Origin of the sequence: Streptomyces sp. NPDC059002 (genome assembly GCF_042740435.1) — a bacterium.
Lineage (GTDB): Bacteria > Actinomycetota > Actinomycetes > Streptomycetales > Streptomycetaceae > Streptomyces.
Genome location: NZ_JBHYJI010000006.1, coordinates 98,195 through 117,397 on the forward strand (window position 1 = coordinate 98,195; position 19,203 = coordinate 117,397).

General features: G+C 72.1%; 17 protein-coding genes. 7 read left to right on the forward strand and 10 right to left on the reverse strand.

Annotation, left to right across the window (positions count from 1 at the left end; genetic code table 11):
- Window positions 1-85: 85 nt before the first annotated feature.
- The gene (locus ACFWZ2_RS08155) at window positions 86-817 is read left to right on the forward strand and encodes an NUDIX domain-containing protein (RefSeq protein WP_384543563.1); all 732 of its coding nucleotides are present in this window, start codon (window positions 86-88) and stop codon (window positions 815-817) included.
- Window positions 814-1,443: an HAD family hydrolase gene (locus ACFWZ2_RS08160; protein ID WP_384543565.1), complete on the forward strand. Its 630-nt coding sequence runs from the start codon at window positions 814-816 to the stop codon at window positions 1,441-1,443. The genes ACFWZ2_RS08155 and ACFWZ2_RS08160 overlap by 4 nt, the downstream gene beginning before the upstream one ends.
- Before the next feature lie 65 nt (window positions 1,444-1,508).
- Here the strand turns inward: ACFWZ2_RS08160 and ACFWZ2_RS08165 are convergent, their stop codons facing one another.
- A complete protein-coding gene (locus ACFWZ2_RS08165; protein WP_384543567.1) occupies window positions 1,509-2,639 on the reverse strand; it encodes a serine hydrolase domain-containing protein in 1,131 nt (376 codons plus the stop codon).
- A gap of 310 nt (window positions 2,640-2,949) precedes the next feature.
- On the opposite strand from ACFWZ2_RS08165, the gene ACFWZ2_RS08170 reads away from it, so the two are divergent.
- Window positions 2,950-4,056 (forward strand): NACHT domain-containing protein, encoded by a 1,107-nt coding sequence (locus tag ACFWZ2_RS08170; RefSeq protein ID WP_384543569.1) that lies wholly within the window; start codon window positions 2,950-2,952, stop codon window positions 4,054-4,056.
- A 527-nt stretch (window positions 4,057-4,583) separates the two neighbouring features.
- Here ACFWZ2_RS08170 and ACFWZ2_RS08175 read toward each other — a convergent pair.
- The 4 genes from ACFWZ2_RS08175 to ACFWZ2_RS08190 all read right to left on the reverse strand — a co-directional run bounded on the left by ACFWZ2_RS08175 (window position 4,584) and on the right by ACFWZ2_RS08190 (window position 10,895).
- A complete protein-coding gene (locus ACFWZ2_RS08175; RefSeq protein WP_384543571.1) occupies window positions 4,584-5,951 on the reverse strand; it encodes a hypothetical protein in 1,368 nt (455 codons plus the stop codon).
- A gap of 130 nt (window positions 5,952-6,081) precedes the next feature.
- Entirely contained in the window at window positions 6,082-7,662 is a 1,581-nt protein-coding gene (locus ACFWZ2_RS08180; protein WP_384543573.1) for an amidase family protein, read from the reverse strand.
- Between the two features lie 105 nt (window positions 7,663-7,767).
- On the reverse strand, window positions 7,768-10,191 hold the full coding sequence (locus ACFWZ2_RS08185; protein ID WP_384543575.1) for an FtsX-like permease family protein: 2,424 nt from the start codon (window positions 10,189-10,191) through the stop codon (window positions 7,768-7,770).
- On the reverse strand, window positions 10,188-10,895 hold the full coding sequence (locus ACFWZ2_RS08190; protein WP_384543577.1) for an ABC transporter ATP-binding protein: 708 nt from the start codon (window positions 10,893-10,895) through the stop codon (window positions 10,188-10,190). Before ACFWZ2_RS08190 ends, ACFWZ2_RS08185 begins: the two co-directional genes overlap by 4 nt.
- 200 nt (window positions 10,896-11,095) lie before the next feature.
- On the opposite strand from ACFWZ2_RS08190, the gene ACFWZ2_RS08195 reads away from it, so the two are divergent.
- Together ACFWZ2_RS08195 and ACFWZ2_RS08200 are read left to right on the forward strand one after the other, a co-directional pair.
- Window positions 11,096-12,460, forward strand: a complete 1,365-nt coding sequence (locus ACFWZ2_RS08195) for a sensor histidine kinase (RefSeq protein WP_384543579.1) — start codon at window positions 11,096-11,098, stop codon at window positions 12,458-12,460.
- Complete coding sequence (locus ACFWZ2_RS08200) at window positions 12,457-13,143, forward strand: response regulator (RefSeq protein ID WP_384543581.1); 687 nt, start codon at window positions 12,457-12,459, stop codon at window positions 13,141-13,143. Before ACFWZ2_RS08195 ends, ACFWZ2_RS08200 begins: the two co-directional genes overlap by 4 nt.
- On the opposite strand, the gene ACFWZ2_RS08205 is transcribed toward ACFWZ2_RS08200, so the two are convergent.
- On the reverse strand, window positions 13,122-13,568 hold the full coding sequence (locus ACFWZ2_RS08205) for an SRPBCC family protein (RefSeq protein ID WP_384543583.1): 447 nt from the start codon (window positions 13,566-13,568) through the stop codon (window positions 13,122-13,124). The genes ACFWZ2_RS08200 and ACFWZ2_RS08205 overlap by 22 nt on opposite strands.
- A gap of 132 nt (window positions 13,569-13,700) precedes the next feature.
- On the opposite strand from ACFWZ2_RS08205, the gene ACFWZ2_RS08210 reads away from it, so the two are divergent.
- Entirely contained in the window at window positions 13,701-15,152 is a 1,452-nt protein-coding gene (locus ACFWZ2_RS08210) for an amidase (protein ID WP_384543585.1), read from the forward strand.
- 3 nt (window positions 15,153-15,155) lie between these two features.
- Here the strand turns inward: ACFWZ2_RS08210 and ACFWZ2_RS08215 are convergent, their stop codons facing one another.
- Window positions 15,156-15,437 carry a hypothetical protein gene (locus ACFWZ2_RS08215; RefSeq protein WP_384543587.1) on the reverse strand — a complete coding sequence of 94 codons (282 nt, stop codon included), beginning with the start codon at window positions 15,435-15,437 and terminating at the stop codon, window positions 15,156-15,158.
- A gap of 54 nt (window positions 15,438-15,491) precedes the next feature.
- Here ACFWZ2_RS08215 and ACFWZ2_RS08220 point away from each other — a divergent pair, with 54 nt between their 5' ends.
- Window positions 15,492-16,238 (forward strand): MerR family transcriptional regulator, encoded by a 747-nt coding sequence (locus ACFWZ2_RS08220; RefSeq protein WP_384543589.1) that lies wholly within the window; start codon window positions 15,492-15,494, stop codon window positions 16,236-16,238.
- Here the strand turns inward: ACFWZ2_RS08220 and ACFWZ2_RS08225 are convergent.
- The 3 genes from ACFWZ2_RS08225 to ACFWZ2_RS08235 all read right to left on the reverse strand — a co-directional run bounded on the left by ACFWZ2_RS08225 (window position 16,235) and on the right by ACFWZ2_RS08235 (window position 19,190).
- Entirely contained in the window at window positions 16,235-16,864 is a 630-nt protein-coding gene (locus ACFWZ2_RS08225; protein ID WP_384543591.1) for a DUF4232 domain-containing protein, read from the reverse strand. The two genes, ACFWZ2_RS08220 and ACFWZ2_RS08225, sit on opposite strands and share 4 nt — an antisense overlap.
- 157 nt (window positions 16,865-17,021) lie before the next feature.
- Entirely contained in the window at window positions 17,022-17,669 is a 648-nt protein-coding gene (locus ACFWZ2_RS08230) for a response regulator (RefSeq protein ID WP_384543807.1), read from the reverse strand.
- 54 nt (window positions 17,670-17,723) lie between these two features.
- On the reverse strand, window positions 17,724-19,190 hold the full coding sequence (locus ACFWZ2_RS08235; RefSeq protein ID WP_384543593.1) for a sensor histidine kinase: 1,467 nt from the start codon (window positions 19,188-19,190) through the stop codon (window positions 17,724-17,726).
- Between the last annotated feature and the right edge of the window lie 13 nt (window positions 19,191-19,203).

The following is a 19,203-nucleotide window of genomic DNA, read 5'->3' on the forward strand; positions in this document are numbered from 1 at the left end:
GGGCCCGACGCATAGGGATCTTCCACAGGGGCGCGACCGTTAAGTTGCTCCCGACTTGTCCACCCCGCTGGCAGAGAGTGTTCCGTTGAGCAGGCACCACGACATCTTCCCCGTCTTCGACCCCGTGAGCGGGAACCACATCGGCTACAAGCCCCGGCATCTGGTGCACACCGAAGGGGACTGGCACCGGGGGGTGCACGCTCACGTCGTTCGGCCCAACTCCCTTGGCACCTTTGACATCCTCATCCAGCAGCGGGCCGACGGGGTCGACCTGGCGGCGGGCAAGTACGACAACAGCGTGGCCACCCAGATGACCGACCAGGACGACCTGGACGAGGAGAAGGCGGTGCGCCGCGGGCTGATGGAGGAGCTGGGGCTCACTCCCGTCCGCCTGGAACGGCTGGAGCGTGAGCTGCGCATCGTGAAGACCTACCGCGAGCATCCCGGCGCTCTCAACCGGGAGCTGATCACCTTGTTCGGGGTGGTCGCCGACCGCAGCGACGACGAACTGGTACCCATGTCGCCGAAGGTCGCGCGGGTGGAGTGGCTGGAGTGGTCGCAGTTCCTGCGCCGTTTCAAGGAACGGCCCAGCGACTTCACGAAGACCTTCGCCTTCTACTTCTCCGACCCCGTCCTGCTCCACGAGACGACCCTGCTGAGCTACCGGCTCACCCGCCCCGACGCCCTCCTCGACCACTCCGCCGGCTGCATCCTGCACATCGACCGCGCCGAATCACCGCCCCGCACCTACCGGGGACCGGTGGCCGACTGCCTGCAGCAGGCGGGCGAATCCCGTCGGACGGAGCCCGGGGCATGAGCAGTTCCCCGCAGGCCGTCCTCTTCGACATGTTCGGCGTCCTCGTCCTCGACCAGACGCCCGCCGCACGCGCCCGCCTCACCGGCGCCGTCGGCGACGACTCCCCGGCCTTCTGGGACGCCTACTGGGACCTGCGCCAGGACTACGACCGAGGAGATCTCGACGGCCCCGCCTACTGGACCGCCGTCGGCACCCGCATCGGCCGCCCCTTCGACGCCCGCGCCATCCGCGAGATCATCGCCCTGGACCTGGACAGCTGGAGCCACGTGGACCCGCACATGGTCCGTCTCCTGCACACCCTGACCGCCCACGGCGTGCGCATCGGCCTGCTCTCCAACATCTCCCACGACCTCGCCGCCCACTACGAACGCCACCACCCCGATCTCCTCGGCCTGTTCGAGGTCCTCGGTCTGTCCTGCCGCATCCGCAGCGCCAAACCCGAGCCCGCCGCCTACCAGTGGTGCGCCCGCGCCTTCGGGCTCCCGCCCGAACACATCCTGTTCGTCGACGACCGCGAGGCCAACGTCAAGGGCGCCGAGGCCATCGGCATGCACGGCCACCACTTCACCGGGCACGAGCCCCTCCGCACCGCACTCGCGTCTCGGCCGGAGCTGCGACTCCCCTGATCGGTCGCGTGGCGATGAACCCCGGCTCCACCCTCCGGAGCCGGGGCCACTTCAGCGTCGGACGGTCAGCGGTGGCACAGGGCCGCGTCCACGGCCCCCTCAAGGTGCGCCAGGGCTTCGTTGGTCTTCGGTTCGCGGGTCATCGTGGCGCTGGCGGCGCGGCCGTCCTCGGTGGCCATGGCCCACGTCCCGTAGCCGGGGATGCCGCCGCTGTGGCCCCAGGCGACGCAGTCCTTCGACAGCTGCACCTTCATGATCCCCAGCCCCATGCGGTAGCGGTCCTCTCCTTCCCGCACGCGGATGGTGGTGAGCATCTGCTTGAGCTGGGCGTCCGGGAGGAGGTCGCCCTTCATCAGCGCGGAGAAGAAGCGGTTGAGGTCGGCGTTGGTGGACACCATCGCGCCTGCCGCCCAGGACGCGGAGGGGTCGATCTCGGTGACGTCGCGCAGCGGTGACTCACCCGGCTCGTCCTGGCGGTAGCCGTGGGGGTGGCGTTCGCGGAGGGTCGTCTCGCCGGGGGAGGGAAAGTAGGTGTGGCGCAGGCCGGTGGGGCGGATGATGCGCCGGTCGATCTGTTCGGCGAGGGGGCGGCCGGTGACCTTCTGCACGATCAGCCCGGCGACCAGGTAGTTGGTGTTGCTGTACGACCACTTCTCGCCGGGTTCGAAGAGGGCTTCGTGGCCGAGGGCGATGTCCAGGCTGTCGCGGGGGGAGAGGTAGCGGCGTCCGAGGATGTCGTCGGTGACGTCGTCCTCGAAGTCGGGAAGCCCACTGGTGTGCTGGAGGAGCTGCCGCACCGTGATCTTGCTGCCGTCGATCCCCTTCCCGCGCACGAGACCCGGCAGGTAGTCGTCCACGGTGGCATCCAGGCTGATCTTGCCTTCGCCGACCAGTTGCAGCACGACCACCGCGGTGAACGTCTTGGTGACGCTGCCGATCCGCACCTGACCGTCCCGCGGCACCTTCGCGTGCGTGTCCAGGTCCCCCACACCCGCGGTGTAGGAACGGAACTTCTCCTTGTTGCCGTCGATGTCCTTCACGCTCGCCAGCGCACCGGGCGCCTTGTCGGAGCGCACGAGCGTCTCCAGCCCCTGCTGCACGGGGTCCGGCCGTCCGGCGGCGGTCGCGGGTGCCGCCATGCCCGCGGTGACGGCGGTGGCCAGGGCAAGGGCGGTGAGGGCAAGGCGTTTACGCATCAACGTTCCTCCAGGACACGGTTGACGGATCTCGACGACAAGATCAACTCTCCTGGGAGCAGCTGCCGTTCCTCATCCGTGATCACCCTGACCGGACCCTGATCCGCCCCTGAGACGCCCCCTAGTCCGAGCTGTCCGCCGCCTTTCTCGGTGACTCTTTTGAGCCATGTCTCGTTGCGCACTCGGAGAACACGGCGGTGAAACCAGGGGGGATTGGCGCGGTAGCCATTGGTGATGGCGACGGCTACTGGCAGGCATCGTCAGCAGCGCCGCACAGACGGACGAGGCACGGGAGACCCTGGCACGGCTGGTGCGCCGGCAGTGGGAGGACGAGGCGGCGCTGCGGCAGCTGTTCGCCCCCGCCCCGCTGCGCGTCGTGTGGTCGGGCTGCCCGCTCCCCGACCTCAGCGACCATCGTCAGCTCATCGGAGACCCGGTCTCCTTCTCGACGGAACGCCTCGATGAACTGGCCGGGGCCTTCCGCGACCTGCCGAACGGCAGGCTCGTCGTCACCGGCCCACCCGGCTCGGGCAAGTCCACCTTCGCGCTCCTGCTGACACTCGCCCTGCTGCGCGACCGTACGGCGGAGGCTCCCACGCCGGTCCTGCTCTCCCTGGCCTCGTACGACCCTCGGCGCGATCGCTTCGGCGACTGGCTCAGGCACCGGCTGACGACGGACCACCCCGTCCTCGCGGACACGGAGACGTACGGACCGACCGTCGTCGAGGACCTGATGGCCGACCGCCGTCTGCTGCCCCTGCTCGACGGTCTCGACGAACTACCGCCCGCCCTCCAGGGTGCGGTGCTCTCCGCCGTGAACCGCACCTTCCCCGTGGACGCCCCGCTCGTACTGATCTGCCGCACCGCCCAGTACACCGCCGCCGTGGAGCGCGCGGGCGTACTGCCGGGCGCCGCCGTCATCGAGCCCGCTCAGGTCAGTCCGGCCGACGCGGTCGCCCTGCTCCGCCTGGCCGCGCCGCCCGGCCGCGGCGGGGAACGCCGGACCGCATGGGCCGATCACCTGGAAGGGCACCCTGAGGGCCCGGCCGCCCAGGCCCTCGCCAGCCCCCTGGTCGTCGCGCTGGCCCGCATGACGTACGCCGACGGCGGCCACGACCCGGCCGAACTCACCGACACGGCCCGCTTCGCCACCGGCGCGGCCATCGAGCGGCACCTGCTCACGCTCTTCGTTCCCGCCCTCTACACCCGTGCCGTGGAGCGCAGGCCCGCCGGGCGACGCGCGTGGGACCCCGTGCGGGCCGAGCGCCATCTGTCGCAGCTCGCCCGGGGGATGCGGCGTGAGAACACGTACGACTGGACGTGGTGGAACGTCTACCGGTGGAGCCCACTGCTGGCCGGTCCATGGTGGTCCTGCTCGACTTCGGCCTCCCGGCAGGTGACGGAAGCGACCACCTGACCCTGGCGGCCGTCCTCCTGAACCTGTCCGAGACCACGTTCCCGCTGGCCGCCCTCGTCACCGTCGTCGGCACCGCGGTGGCCTGCGGAGCGCTGGTCGACGTCTGCTACGACGCCGGTGTGCCGACGGACCTGTACGACCGGGGCGGGAGCGGCGCGTTCGGCTACCCGGTACGTCCGTACCTCCCCTTCCTCTTCCTCTACGGGCTGACGCTGGGCGCACTCCTGGGCGTCTGTCTGGCCGTGCTGTGCTGGGTGCGCAGCCCAGGGGCCACGCGGGGCCACGCGTCGCTGCGGGCGGACCGTGCGATCACCCTGGCGGGAGCAAGCACGAGCGTCGTCCTCGTGGCGCTCGCGGACGTTGCTGCCTCCGGCTCCTTCGACGCTCTTCGAGGGAGCGAGTTCGGCAGGACAACTGCCGTGGCGCCTGCGCGAGTTCCTCGCCGATACCGCGAGCACGCCCTCCGGCGGACGACTCCCTTCCCGTCCGAACGGACCCGACGTCCCGCTGAACGGTGTCGGCCCCTTTCAGCTCTCCGGAAGCGCGGCCACCCCCGCGAGATCGAGCAGCCGGTGCATGGTCGCGGGCGGCAGGGTGGGGTTGGCCGCGGCCTCCCGCGCGGAGCCGGGGACGCCGAGGCGGTGGTGCAGCTCCCCGCTGGGCAGCCGCGGGTCCCGCAGGGCCCAGCGGCCGACTTCCGGGTCGTCCACAAGGCGCAGGACGAGTTCGGGTCCGGCCTCGGGGTCGTCGAGGGCGGCGTGCCGCAGCCGCGGATTGGGGTGGTCGACGAAGCGCGCGAGCCCGGGGCGGGCGAAGTTCGGATGGGAGCGCAGCCAGGGCCACTTGAGGCCGTGCCAGTAGGTGTACATCTCGAGGACGAGGTCGTGCGGGGCCTCCTGGCACGACTGGCACAGGGTGAGTCGGACGAAGAAGTCCTCGTCCTGGGCCAGGCGGTCCACCACGTCGGCGGGCAGGTGGCGCTGCATGGCGATGCTGCGCCGCAGCAGGACATGGCCGGAGGCGGCGGCACGGCGGGCGACGTCCGGTTCATGACCGCGTTCCACGACCCAGCTCGGCGGCTCGTGGTAGCCGCCCGGCACTACGTAGTCGATGGCGGAGCGCTGCTGTTCGGTGAGGTCCTCGCGCATCGAGAGGGCCAGTCGTACGCCGTCGTCGGGATCCTCGGCGAGTTCCAGGGCCAGGGCCGTCGGAACCTCGGGGTCCTTTGCCGCTCGGCCGCGTACGGAGGGGTCGGGGTCCTGGACGCGTACGCCGGGTGCGGGCAGGGGTTCCGGCTCGCTCGGGGACAGCCGGGCGATGGCGTTCCGGACCCGGGAATCGGGGTCGGCGAGCAGGCGCTCGCGCACGGTGGCGGCGAGTTGCGGCCACAGTTCCGCCGTGAGGGCACCGGCCCGCACCGCCGCCTCCTCGTCCTCGGCGAGCCGCGCCCGCACCGGCAGGGGCAGGTTCCACCAGGTCGCCCTCTGCCGGACCTTCGGCTCGCTGTCGGCCGCCAGGACGTCCAGCACTCCGTCCGGTATGCGCCGGTCGAAGTCGCCCACGAGCGACGCGTACACCTCCCGGACCCGCGACACGGGGTCACGGGCGAGGCGCGCCAGTACGTCGACGTCGGCGGCCGGGTTCTCCGCGGCCTGGAGCCGGTGGTCGATCTGCTCGGAGGCCACCAGCGCGGCGGTGCTCTCCGCGTCCAGGGTGAGGTGGGAAAGCCACAGGCCACTCCAGGAGGGGATGTAGGCAGGCAGTTTCTCGACGGTCAGCAGTCGCGCGAGCACCGATGACGGCAGCGCGGGATTGATGGTCAGCCCACCGAGCCACTCCCGCGCCAATTCGTCGTCCCCGCACAGCCCGTCCACGCTTTCCCCCAGCTCATCCATGCGCCCATCTTCGTGGACGCCCGGGAGACCCGGGCAACCGGGGTCACGGCCGCACCCCCCTCGCAGAGGTCCGGCGTGCCCCCGGTGCGGGCGTCAGGGCGCCGCGGCCCCGGGCGTCACACGGGGAGGTTCACCGGGACGCGGCGGACCCCGACGTCGGCAGGTAGCGCGGTGCCCGCCAGGCATGGAGGCGGTGTTCCACCGAGGCCCCCAGCGACAGGAGGTCGGCGTCCTGACGGTCACCGGCCATCAGGAGCAGGCCGACCGGCAGTTCGTCCACGGATCCGGCGGGCACGGAGAGGGACGGATATCCGGAGACGGCGGCCGGTGTGGAGGAGGGGATGATGTCGTTGTCGCCGCGCGCGCAGTCGGTCGTCCAGGCGGGCGGGTTCGTGGGCGAGGCGATGGCGTCCAGGTGATGGGCGGCCATGGTCTCGTCGATGGAGCGCCGGGAGAGGTCCTTCAACTCGGCCCGCATCGCGCGGTACTTGGGGTCGGTGGTGGGCGGCGCTGCGAGTGCCTGCTCGAACAGTTCCTGGCCGGCGAAGCAGGTCTGTTCCTCGGCGTGGGTGCGGTTGAACTCGATCAGCCCGGCGAGGTCCTTGGGCCCTTCGCGGGTGCCGAGGTAGGCGTCGATGTCCCGGTGGAACTCGCTGAGCAGCGCCGGGAATTCGAGTTCGGCGATGCGCGCCTGGTACGGGGGCGTGACCTCGACGACGACGGCTCCGGCCTTGCGCAGTTTCGTCGCCGTACGGGTCATCAGCGCGTCCACGTCGGATCCGAGCGAGGGCAGACGCCACAGGCCGATCCGCTTGCCGTGCAGGCTGCCGCGGGCGACGTCGCCGCGCAGCCCCTCGTCCTCGCTCAGCACCGACAGCGTGAGCGCGGTGTCGGTCACATTGCGTGCCATGGGCCCGGCCGTGTCCTGCTCGGCGGAGATCGGCACCACGCCCGACTGGCTGACCAGGCCGAGGCTGGGCTTGTGGCCGACGACGCCGTTCATCCCGGCCGGGCACACGATGGAGCCGTCCGTCTCGGTGCCGATCGCCACCTGGGACAGGGAGGCGGCGAGCGCGGCGGCCGAACCGGCGGAGGAACCGCACGGGTTGCGGTCGAGGACGTACGGATTGTTGGTCTGCCCGCCCACCGCCGACCACCCCGAAGTCGGCTTGGCGGCACGGAAGTTGGCCCACTCGGACAGATTGGTCTTGCCGAGGATCACCGCGCCCGCCTTCCGCAGCCGGGTCACCAGCGCGGCATCGGTGCGGGGCGGGCTCCCGGCGAGCGCGAGCGACCCGGCCGTGGTCGGCATGTCACGGGTGTCCACGTTGTCCTTGAGCAGGACGGGGATGCCGTCCAGCGGCCCGAGGGTCTTGCCGCTCCGGTGCCTGGCGTCGCTGGCGGCCGCCTGGTGCAGGGCCGTCGGGCTGGTGCGCAGCACCGCGTGGATCTTGGGATCGACCTTCTCGATCCGCCGCAGGTAGGCGCGAGTGAGCGCCGACGAGGTCAGCGAACCGTCCGCCATGCGCGCCTGCAACTGCGGGATCGTCACGGTGTCCAGGTCGACCCCGGGGGTGAGGGGTGACCCGGTCGGCGACGTCGAGCTGTCGGTGCCGTCGTCGACGGCTTGCGCACCCGCGTTCGGTAAGCCGGTCAGAAGGGCCCCCGAGACGAGGGCGGCAGTGATGGTGGCAATGCTCCTCTTCCTCATGCGGATCAGCGGACTACACGGGCAGCGTCCGGCGCAAGGGTGCGGGGGGCCTCTGAACCCGGCCTCCTTCTCGCCTGTCTCTGCGGTCTGTTCGGTCTCGTCGGGCTATTCGGTGCGCAGGGCCGTCGCGGTGCGGGCCCTGGCGGCCCAGCCCGCGGGCAGGAGCGCCCCGACGGTGGCGATGAGCAGACCGCCGAGTACGAGCGAGAGCAGTTCGGCCCCGTGATAGACGGAGATGACCGAATCGGGCAGGCGAAGTCCCACGCTGTCGCCCATGGCGGGCAGGACCCGGCCGTGCAGGGCCACACCGAGCGGCACACCCACGGCGCCCGCGACAAGGCCGGTCACGACGACCGAGGTGATGACCATCGCCACGGTCTGCCGGGGCGTCATGCCGAGCGCCTTGTGGACCCCGATCTCCCGGACGCGTTCGCGGGTGTCGAGCAGTACGCCGTTGAGTACGCCGAGCGCGGCGACGGAGACGAGCATCAGGGTGAGGACCGCGGACAGCGCGTTGAGCGTGGCGACCATGTCCCCTCCGGCGTTGAGCCCGCCCGCGCGAGCGGTGACCCCCAGCGGTGCCAGGTCCTCGTTGAGTGCGGTGACGTAGGCGGGGACGGCGGTGCCCGCGGCGACCGCGACGTGATGGCTCGTCTCCGTCAGGTCGGGGTGCGCGGCCGTGAGGGTCTTGGCGTCGGTGAAGACCTGCATGCCGTCGTTGCGCGGGTCGAGGACCTCGCCGACGATCCGGACCGTGACCGGCTCGGCCAGCCCGCTGAGGGTGACGGTGTCGCCGACACGGGTGCCGGTGGCGGCCAGGAAGGGGGTGGGGACCACCGCCTCGCCGGGCTTGTCGATCCAGCGGCCGGAGACCATCGTGTAGCCGCCCCAGGAGGCGTCGCCGGTGAAGGCCACCACGTCGACGGTGCCGGTCAGACCGGACACGGTGGTGCGTACGGTCGAGGCGCTGTAGTACTTCCCGGTTCCCGCGGCGGACTTGATGGCCGCGGTGACCGCGGCGGGGTCGGCCTTGGGCTGCTTCCCGGGGTCGGCTCCCCGGGGATTCCCGGGGTCCGCTCCCCGGGGATTCCCGGGTTCGGGTACAGGGGGATTCCCGGGGCCGGACACAGGGGGACCGAAGTCCGGCATGGGCGCGGGCACCACCACATCGGCGGCGGCGTGGGCCTTGGCCTTCATCACCTCGCCGAGCGTGGCGGCCATCCCCACGGTGAACGTGACGGCGACGGCGCCGAACAGGATTGCCGTGCCCATGGCCAGCGTGCGGGCGGGCCGTGCGAAGGGACGGGCAAGCCCCAGGGCCACCGGCCGCGGCAACGGCAGCCGTCCCGCCAGCCGGGCCGCCCACCGGCCACGCCCCGCCGAAGCCGTGCGCCCGACGGCGAGCGCGTCGACCGTACGCAGCCGCCCGGCCCGCCACGCACTCGCCCACGCGGTCGCCGCCACCAGGCCGAGCAACCCGGCGACCACCGCCAGGTCGACCCAGGGGGCGATGGCCAGGGACGACGCCGTGCCGTAGACCTCCTCGGCCTCGGCGAGCACGGGGACGGCGAGCAGGTGGCCCGCGAGGACACCGAGGACCGCGCCCGCGGCGGCCGGGATCAGCGCCTGGCCCACGTAGGCCCGCATGACCTGGGCCGGGGTGAAGCCGACGGCTTTGAGGACGCCGATGCGACGCGTCGCCGTGCCGACGGCCGACGCGACGACGTTGCCGACGATGAGCACCGACATGACCAGGCCGAGCGCGCCGAACGCGATGAGGAACGGGACGTAGAGCGCGGTGTCGCGCTCGGCGCTCTTCTTGACGGTGAGCCACGACTGTTCGCCGATGGCCGCTCCGGTCGGCAGGGATCGCGTCACAGCCTTGCCGCCCGCGGTGATCCGTGCGGCAGTGTCGGCGTCGGTGAAGCGGTAGAGCATCTGGTAGCCGCCGCTGCCGGGTGCGGTGAGCGCCCGCATCTGGGACGGCATCACCCAGGCGTCGGCGGTCCGTGTGACCGAGCGGGCGACGCCGACGACCGTCAGCGTCGGGTCGCCGGGCAGCTGGGAGAAGGTGACCTTCCTGCCCAGGGCCGGGATGAGCGAGGACTCCGCGGACAGCGCGATCTCGCCGGTACGGGCGGGCCAGCGTCCGTCGAGCAGCGTCACCTCGTCCACGTCGTGGCCGGGATCGCCCCGGCCGATCACGGTCATCGGCCAGGCGGGGCCCGCCTCGTCCGCCTGAGGGGTGACCGTGGTCGAACGGAACGGTCCGGCCGCGGCGCTGACCCCTTCGGCGTCCTTGGAGTCCGCCAGCTGACCTGCGGTCACCTTGCCCGCGTCGAACTGCACGGACAGGTGCGCGCCGTGCTGTTCGGCGAAGGCGTCGTCGAAGGGTGCGCCGGACACCACGAGCAGCGATCCGCCGAGGACGGACGCGGCGACCGCCATCATCGTGGCGAGCCCGATGACCAGCGTCTGCACCCGGCGTCGTGCCACGCCCGAGCGCACCACCTTGGCGAGCGCGCTCATCGGGCGGCCTGAGGGGCGAGCTGCTGCGACCGGATGTCCTCGGTGATCCGGCCGTCGCCGATCCGGACCGTGCGGTGCGTGCAGGAGCGGGCGAGCGCCAGGTCGTGGGTGACCACGACGACGGTCTGGCCCTCGGCGTTGAGGCCGGTGAGCAGCTTGCTGACGTCCTGCCCCGCGGCCGTGTCCAGGGCCCCGGTCGGCTCGTCGGCCAGGAGCAGCGCGGGCCGGTTCATCAACGCCCGGGCCACCGCGACCCGTTGCCGCTCGCCGCCGGACAACCGTCCCGGGTAGGCGCGGGCGTGCCGGTCGATGGCGAGCAGTTCCAGGAGCTCCGCCGCCCGGCGGTCCGCCTCGCGACGTGCCATGCCCGCGAGCCGCGCGGGCAGCACGACGTTGTCGGCGACGGTGAGATCGTCGAGCAGGTTGAAGAACTGGAAGACCATGCCGATCTTCGAGCGCCGGTACAGCGCCGACCCGGCCTCGGCAAGGCGGTCGACGCGCACCCCGTCCACGGTGACGGTTCCCGTGTCCGGCCGGTCCAGGCCCGCGACCATGTTGAGCAGCGTCGACTTGCCGCTGCCGGAAGGACCGAGGATCGCGACGGCCTCGCCTCTGTGCACGGTCAGCGTCGCCTCGTGCAGAGCGGGCGGGCCGTCGTCGTAGCGTCGGCTCACCCCGCACAGTTCGATCACCGGCATGGTCATGAAGGGCTCCTTGGGTACGGGGGAGTGGGCTGCGCGTACGGAACAGGGCTGCGGGTACGGGCAGTTGGCTGCGTGAACGCTAGAAGCGGGCCCGGCCCGCCCGCGTCGCCCGCCCGAACCCCTTGCGGTACCGCGCTGGGACGAGGCCCCCGCACGTCATCCCTGCGATGTAGGCGGACGGTGTATCCGGTGCCGCGGGAATGACCACCACGGCGGACTCCACCGGCCGGCGCGGCGGCGACAATGACCCGGTGAAGAACGTACGTACGACGCTGGAGCGACTGCCGGAAGCCGCCCGCCGGACGGTCCGCGACGCCGCGCTGCCGAGCGGTCCGCCGCTGCGGCCCACGCGGCGTGCCTGGCAGTTCGACGCGCTGGTGGCACTGGCCCTCGGCATCGCCACCGTCTACTACGGCATCGACAACGCGGGCAACGTCGTGGTGCGGGAGATCGCCCCCGGCGTGGAGGTCGTCGTGCCGCGCCCGTCCGGGCCCGGCGGTCTGGCCCTCATGGTGACCCTCGCGGCCGTCGCGTCGGGTGCCCTGGCGCTGCGCCGCCGCTATCCGCTCGCGGTGCTGTGCGTCGTGACGGCCGCGACGCTCGCGACACCGCAGAGCGTCCTGCGGCTGACCTTCTACGCGTTCGTCATCGCCGTCTACAGCGCCGCCGTGCACAGCCCGTACCGGACGGCGACCCTGGCGGCGCTGCCCGTGTCGGTCCTCCTGATCGGCACCTCGGGGAACTCGGTGACGCCGATCGTCCCCAACGAATACATCGCTCTGCTGATCCTGGTCCCGATGGCGGTGGCCGCCCTCGGACTGCGCACCTGGAAACTCCGCACCGACGAAGGCAGGACCCGGCTGACCGCCCTGGAACGCGAACAGGCCGACGCGCTGCGCCGTGCCGTCGAGCACGAGCGCGCGAGGATCGCCCGCGAACTGCACGACGTGGTCACGCACAACGTCAGCGTGATGGTCATTCAGGCGGGTGCCGCCCGCAAGATCATGAAGACGTCTCCCGAGCAGGCGGGCGAGGCACTGCTCGCCGTCGAGGCCGGAGGGCGGGCCGCCATGACCGAACTGCGGCACGTCATGGGCCTGCTCACCATGGACGGCGAGGGGGAGGGGACCGGCGGGGCCGACGACCCGGCCGACACCGCGGCGGAACTGGCCCCGCAGCCGGGCCTCGACCAGCTGGACACGCTCGTGGGACGCGTACGGGACGCCGGACTGCCCGTCGACCTGACCGTCACGGGACCACCCGGCGAGATCCCGCCCGGCGTCGGACTCGCCGTCTACCGCGTCGTCCAGGAAGCCCTGACCAACACCGTGAAGCACGCGTCCGGCGCCACCGCCGCCGTGACCGTCGAGTACGGCAGGGAGCGGCTCCGGGTGGAGGTCACCGACACCGGTGGACGCCCGGGCACGGCCGCGGCGACCGGCAACGGCCGGGGCCTGATCGGCCTGCGCGAGCGGCTCGCCGTCTACGACGGAACCCTGGACACCGGCCGGCGTCTGACCGGCGGCTACCGTGTGGAGGCGCTGATCCCCTTGGAGGCACCGTGACCGAGCCGCCCCGTGTGCTGCTCGCCGACGACCAGACGCTGGTCCGCACCGGATTCCGGTTGATCCTCGGTGCCGACGGCATCGACGTCGTCGCCGAGGCGACCAACGGGGCCGAAGCGGTCGATGCCGTCCGCCGCACACGTCCCGACGTGGTCCTGATGGACATCCGGATGCCCGAGATGGACGGCCTGGAGGCCACCCGCCGCATCCTCACCGGCGCCCCCGGCGAACCCCGGGTCATCATGCTGACCACCTTCGACCTCGACCGGTACGTCTACGCGGCCCTGTCCGCGGGCGCCAGCGGCTTCCTCCTGAAGGACGTCACCCCCGAACACCTGGCCTCGGCCGTGCGCACGGTCCGTACCGGTGACGCCCTCCTCGCGCCCGCCATCACCCGCCGTCTCGTCCAGCGGTTCGCCCGGCACGGCAGCGACACCGCCGCCCTGCACCGCGACCTCGCCTCGCTCACCCCGCGCGAACTGGAGGTCCTCGGCCTGCTGGCCCGGGGCCTGAGCAACGCCGAACTCGCCACCCGCCTCCACCTCGCCGAGGCCACCGTCAAGACCCACGTCGCCCGCATCCTCGCCAAACTGGGGCTGCGCGACCGGGTCCAGGCCGTCATCGTCGCCTACGAGACCGGCCTGGTCAGCGCGGGCGAAGCTCAGAAGGACGAGGCCAGGTAGGCGTTGCGCGACCGGATGAGCCGGGGCATGTACCGGTTCAGGACGGTCGCGTCGGCGAAGCGGCCCAGGGGGCCGAGCGGTGAGGCGAAGTCGATGGTGTCGGTCATCAGGGTGTGGCCGTCGCCGTACGGTTCGAAGCGGTGGGCATGCCGCCAGTGCCGGAACGGCCCGGCCTCTTGCTCGTCGACGAAGGAGTGCGGCGGGTCGTACGCGGTGATGCGGGCGGTCAGCCGCCAGGTCAGACCGAAGTGGCGGGCCTGGAAGGTGACCGTCTGCCCCAGGGCGAGCGTGCCCCGGGTGGTGCCGCCGACCGCGTGCTCCTTGGAGGCCGCCATGGAGCGCGTGTGCGCCTCGACGTCCAGACAGGCGTCGAAGACCTGCCTCGGGGGTGCGGGGACCACGGTGGTGACCTCGAAGTGTGACATGGCCCTCCGCTCAGATTCGCCGGTCCGCCCTCACTGTAGGCGGGCCGGAATTCCCGGGAACGGGGAGGTCCAACCCTGTTGTGCGAAGCGGCATTTTATGACTACCGAAGGGGGTCGTTACGGTCCCGTTCCATGGACTGGAACTTGATGACAGCCGAGGAACTCCTGACCGCGTTGCGCGCCGGTGAGGTGTCTTCGGCGGAGCTGACGGATGACGCGATCGCCCGTATCGAGCGGGACGACAAGACGGTCAACGCGATCTGCGTACGCGACTTCGACCGGGCCAGGGCCGCCGCGCGCGACGCCGACCAGGCCCGCGCCCGTGGCGAGGACCGGCCACTGCTCGGCATCCCCGTGACGGTCAAGGAATCCTTCAACGTCGCGGAGCTGCCCACGACTTGGGGGGTGCCGTCGCACCGGGACTTCGTGCCGGACGAGGACGCGGTGCAGGTGTCGCGGCTCAGGGCGGCGGGCGCGGTGGTGCTGGGCAAGACCAATGTGCCGTTGGGGCTGCAGGACATACAGACGTTCAACGAGATCTACGGAACCACCAACAACCCCTGGGATCCCGCCCGTACGGCGGGCGGATCCTCCGGCGGCTCCGCGGTGGCCCTCGCGTGCGGATTCGGCGCGTTGTCCATCGGCTCCGACATCGGCGGTTCCCTGCGTACGCCCGCGCACTTCTGCGGCGTCTACGCGCACAAGCCGACACTCAACCTCGCGGCGGTCCGCGGGATGACCCCGCCGCCCGGGCCCGCCCTGCCGGTCGACCTCGACCTCGCCGTCGTCGGCCCGATGGCACGCTCGGCCCGGGACCTCACGCTCCTGCTGGACGTGATGGCCGGTCCCGACCCGCTGACCCTGGGCATGGCGCACGAGGTGAAGCTGCCGCCCGCGCGTCACGAACGGCTCGGCGACTTCCGGGTCCTGGTCCTGGACCGGCATCCGCTCATCGGGACCAGGTCCGAGGTGCGGGCGGGCGTCGACCGGGTCGCCGACGCGCTCGTCGCGGGCGGCGCCCGGGTCGAACGGCACAGCGCGCTGCTGCCCGATCTGACCGAAGCCGCGCAGCTGTACATGCAGTTGCTGTTCTCGGGAGCCGTGGCGCGTTACCCCGCCGAGGCGTACGAGCAGCTGCGGGCCCGCGCCGCGGGACTGAGCCCCGAGGACCAGAGCCTGGATGCGGCGCGGCTGCGCGGCATGGTGTTCAGCCACCGCGACTGGATCCAGGCGAACGACCGTCGCGAACTCCACCGCCACGGCTGGCGGCGGCTGTTCGCCGAGTTCGACGCCGTGGTGTGCCCCGTCACGCCCACCGCCGCGTTCCCGCACGACCACGAACCCGACCTGCTGGTCCGCCGCCTCGGCATCGACGGTGTCGAGTACCCGTACCTCGACCAGCTCGTCTGGGCCGGTGTCGCCACCATGCCGGGACTGCCGTCGACCGCCGTGCCGACGGGCCTGTCAGCTGAAGGGCTGCCGGTGGGCGTGCAGCTCATCGGCCCGATGTACGAGGACCGTACGCCGCTGCGCCTCGCGGAACTGCTAGAGCAGGAGATCGGCGGCTTCCAGGCACCGCGGTAGGGCCTACTGACGGTCGGCCGGTGACCTCAGCAGCCGGTCGAGGGCGCGGGCGGCCTCGTCGTACCCGGCGTCGGAGATGCGCTGCAGCGCGCGCAGGTCACCGGTCGCGGCCGCCCGTCGAGTGAGCAGCGATCCGGCGTGCATGCAGCCCTCGTCCAACAGCTCGCTCAGCTCCGCGAGGTCACCGGCCGCGTCGGCGAGGTCGGCCAGCTTGTCCAGGGCGGCCTCGTTGCCCGCGTCGGCCAGCTCGCGCAGGGTCTGCCGTTCGGCGTTCATGTTCTCCATGACGCCATGCTGCAACCTTGCCCCAGGGGAAAGGTCAAGTGGGACGATGGCCGGGTGATCACCATCGGGCAGCTGGCCAGGTACATCGGAGTGTCGACCAAGACCATCCGCGTGTATCACGACAAGGGGCTGCTCCCCGAGCCCGACCGCGACGCGTCCGGCTACCGGCGATACGGCGCGCACGACGCCATCGACCTGATCAAGATCCGCACCCTCGCCGAGGGCGGCGTCCCGCTGGCCCGCATCCGGGCCCTGCGATCGGCGACCGACGAGGAGTTCCAGCAGGCGCTGCGCGAGATCGACGACGACATCACCGCCCGCATCCATGGCCTGCGGGCGACGCAGGACCGGCTGCGGCAGCTCGCCGCCGGTCAGCTGGCTCCGCTGCCCGCCGAGGTCGGTGCCCATCTGGAGCGCCTGGCCCGCTGGGGATTCAGCGCCCGTTGGGTGGATCTCCAACGCGACCTGTGGATCCTCGTGTTCGCCACCCACCCGGACCGTGCGCCCGCCCTCTTCCACGACCAGGCCGACTCCCAGTCCGACCCGGCGCTGCGGCGGCTCTTCCTCGACTACGACCAGGCGTACGACCTCGACGCCGACGACCCCCGCATCGACGACCTCGCCCGCCGGATCGCCGCGGCGACCCGGAAACGCTACGGACCCGACGAGCCGCCCGAGTTGGATGCCGCCTCCGAGATCCCCGCCCTCATCCAGGGCACGGTCAACGCCTCGTCCCCGGCGTGGCAGCGAATCGACACGCTCCTGCGCGCACCAGAGGCAGGCGGCACGAGCCACCCCTAGTTGGTCGTGTGCGTGGGGTAGACCTCGACGTCGGTGTAGGCGCCCTTGATGTCCCCCGCGCCCGCGGGCCACTTGAGGTCCACGGTGTGGGTCTCGTTCGGGGGCGTCACCTGGAGGGTGGTCGGCGACGCGAGGCTGTCGCCGCTGCTGTCGATGTCGTAGGAGAGGTTGAAGACCGCGGCGTCACCGGGCTTCAGGGTGGTGATGCGCGGCTGGGCCTTGCCGCGCTCGATGGGGTTCGAGGTGTTGTCGGCGTCCTTGATGTCGACGCCCGCGAAGCCCGTCGCCGAGCAGGTGGCCGCACCCCGGTTGATCATGGTGATGTCTATCCTGCCGGTGTTCTCGTCGGGCGCGGCGTCCTGGGCGTCGATGGCCAGGTCCGTCGTCTTGCAGAACGTGACCTTGCCCTCGGTCTTCGTCGTGCCGTCCGCGGCGCCGGTACCGGACTTGGTGTCCTCACCGGAGCCCGACTTCCCGTCCCCGGCCTCCGAGCCGCTCTCCGGCTTCGCGCCGCCCTTCGACGTGGCGCCGCCGTCCGACGACGAAGAATCCGCAGACGACGAGGATTCCCCCAGAAGTGGCGCGGTGCGTGCGGTCGGAAGTATTTGTAGTCCGCACCGAGTCACAGGTAGCCCCCCCGCGACGTCTTCGTTCTGTCACAGGCGTATCGGCCGCACGGCCCACCGAGGCGCCAACTCCGGCCGCAGCAACGGCAGATGACCGGACGCGCACCGAGGCGCCCGCCGTGTGCTGCGCGGCACGACGCGGTTGCTCCGCAGGCGATCAGAGCCGGTCGAGGTAGTGCAGGACGGCGAGGACGCGCCGGTGCTGGGCGTCGGTCCGGGGCAGGCCCAGTTTGTCGAAGATCGCGGCAGTGTGTTTCTCCACCGCCCGCCGGGAGACGCCGAGCGTGTCCGCGATGGCCGCGTTGGTGCGGCCCTCGGCCATGGCGGACAGCACCTCGCGTTCTCGTGCGGTGAGCGGGGCGAGTGCCTCGGCCGTGTGGCGCGCGGCCAGGAGTTGGGTGACCACTTCTGGGTCGAGCGCCGTGCCGCCGTCGGCGACCCGGTGCAGCGCGTCGACGAACTCGTCGATGTCCAGGACGCGTTCCTTGAGCAGATAGCCGAGTCCGGCGAGGCCGTCGGCCGCGAGCCGGTCGGCGTAGCGGGTCTCGATGTACTGCGAGAAGAGCAGTACGCCGAGCCCGGGATGGCGTTCACGGAGTGTCAGCGCGGCGCGCAGGCCGTCGTCGCGATGGGTCGGCGGCATCCGGATGTCGGCGACCACGGCGTCCGGGCGCCGCTCCTCGACGGCGGCGACCAGAGCGTCGGCGTCACCGACGGCGGCGACCACGTCCAGACCGCGGTCGCGCAGGATCTGCACCAGGCCCTCGCGGACGACTGCCGCGTCCTCGGCGACGACGATCCGCAGCGGTGCGGTGGGTGGCATGCGCTCTCCCTGGCTCCGGTACGCACCGCGCCCGCGTCAGGACGTCCGACTCGGCGTCGGCCCCTTGGCGGGCAACGGCAGCTGAACGGTGATGGTGGTGGGGCCGCCGTCCGGGCTGACGATCAGCAACTGCCCGTCCACGGTACTGATCCGCTCGGCGAGACCGGCGAGCCCCGTTCCGCCGGCGACCCGCGTCGTACCGTGCCGGGGCAGGTGCGCGCCACCGCGGCCGTCGTCCCGGACGGTGAGGCGGAGTACGGCGTGGGCGGGCGCGGTATCGAGGCGCGCGCCGATGCGGACGGCAGTGGCTCCGGAGTGCCGGGTGGCGTTGGCGAGCAGCTCGGCCGCGCAGAAGTAGGCGATCGACTCGATCGCCTCCGGCAGCCGCAGGGGCAGCTCGGTCTCCGCGGTCGCCGGGATCCCGGCCCGTGCGGCCAAGGTCTCCAGGGCCACGTCGAGACCGTCGTTGAGGGCGGGCGGGTGGATGCCGCGGATGAGCTCGCGCAGTTCGCCGATCGCGGTCCTGGACTCGGCGAGCGCGGTGTCCACCAGCTCGCGCCCGGCGGCGAGTTCGGGCTCCGCGCCGGACACCAGGGCAAGCCGCTCGCGTGCCCGGGCGAGCGTCATCGCCACCGCGATCATCCGCGCCTGCGCGCCGTCGTGCAGGTCACGCTCGATCCGGCGGAGGGTCGCGGCGGAGTCCTGCACGGCGAGCGCCCGGGTGTCCTCCAGGACGTGGACGCGGGCCTCCAGCCGACCGGGCCCGAGCAGGGCCCTGGCCATCGGCCGGACGGCCAGATCGAGCAGCCCCCGGGTGCACCAGGTGGCGAGCGCCATCGGCAGGAGCCCGGCCAGGCCGGTCAGCAGCGCGGTCGGCCAGGTGGCGAGTGGGGCGCCGCCGAAGCCGAGACCGCGCCCGCCGTCGTCGGACCGGAGCAGCCACCACCAGATCGGATAGGTCAGCGTGATGAGTCCGAACACGCGGATCGTCACCGATACCAGCAGCAGGAGCGCCGCCACCGGAAGGAAGGCGAGGGCGAAGGCGGCCGCGCGCCAGCCGTCGGTGTCGGTCAGCGCGACGCGGGCGCGTGCGAGCAGCCCGCCGTACGACCGAGGGCGACCCGGCGGCGCCTTGATCCGCTCGCCGAGGAGTCCGCCGAGCAGCGCGCGGTGCACGGCCCCGGCGCCGCGCGCCGCGAACGGCACACCGATCAGCAGCACCGGGCCGACCAGGACGACCGCCCCGAGCACACCCGAGGCGAGCAACACCAGCAGCACGGTCCCGCAGAAGACCCCGGGCAGCGGGGCGAGCAGCGTGTACGCGGCCTCGCGTGGCGTGCCGAGCGTCGCGCGGAGCAGGCGCCGCGTCAGCCGTCGCATCCGGGGGTGCCGCTGTCCTGAAGGGGCGGGGGCCGCCCCGGCACCGGAGTCGGCCGCCCTCGCCGAGGCGGGCTCGGCGGACCGGGGGCGGTCGGGTCCCTGCCGGTGGGGTGTGAGGTTCATCGGTCCTCTCTCT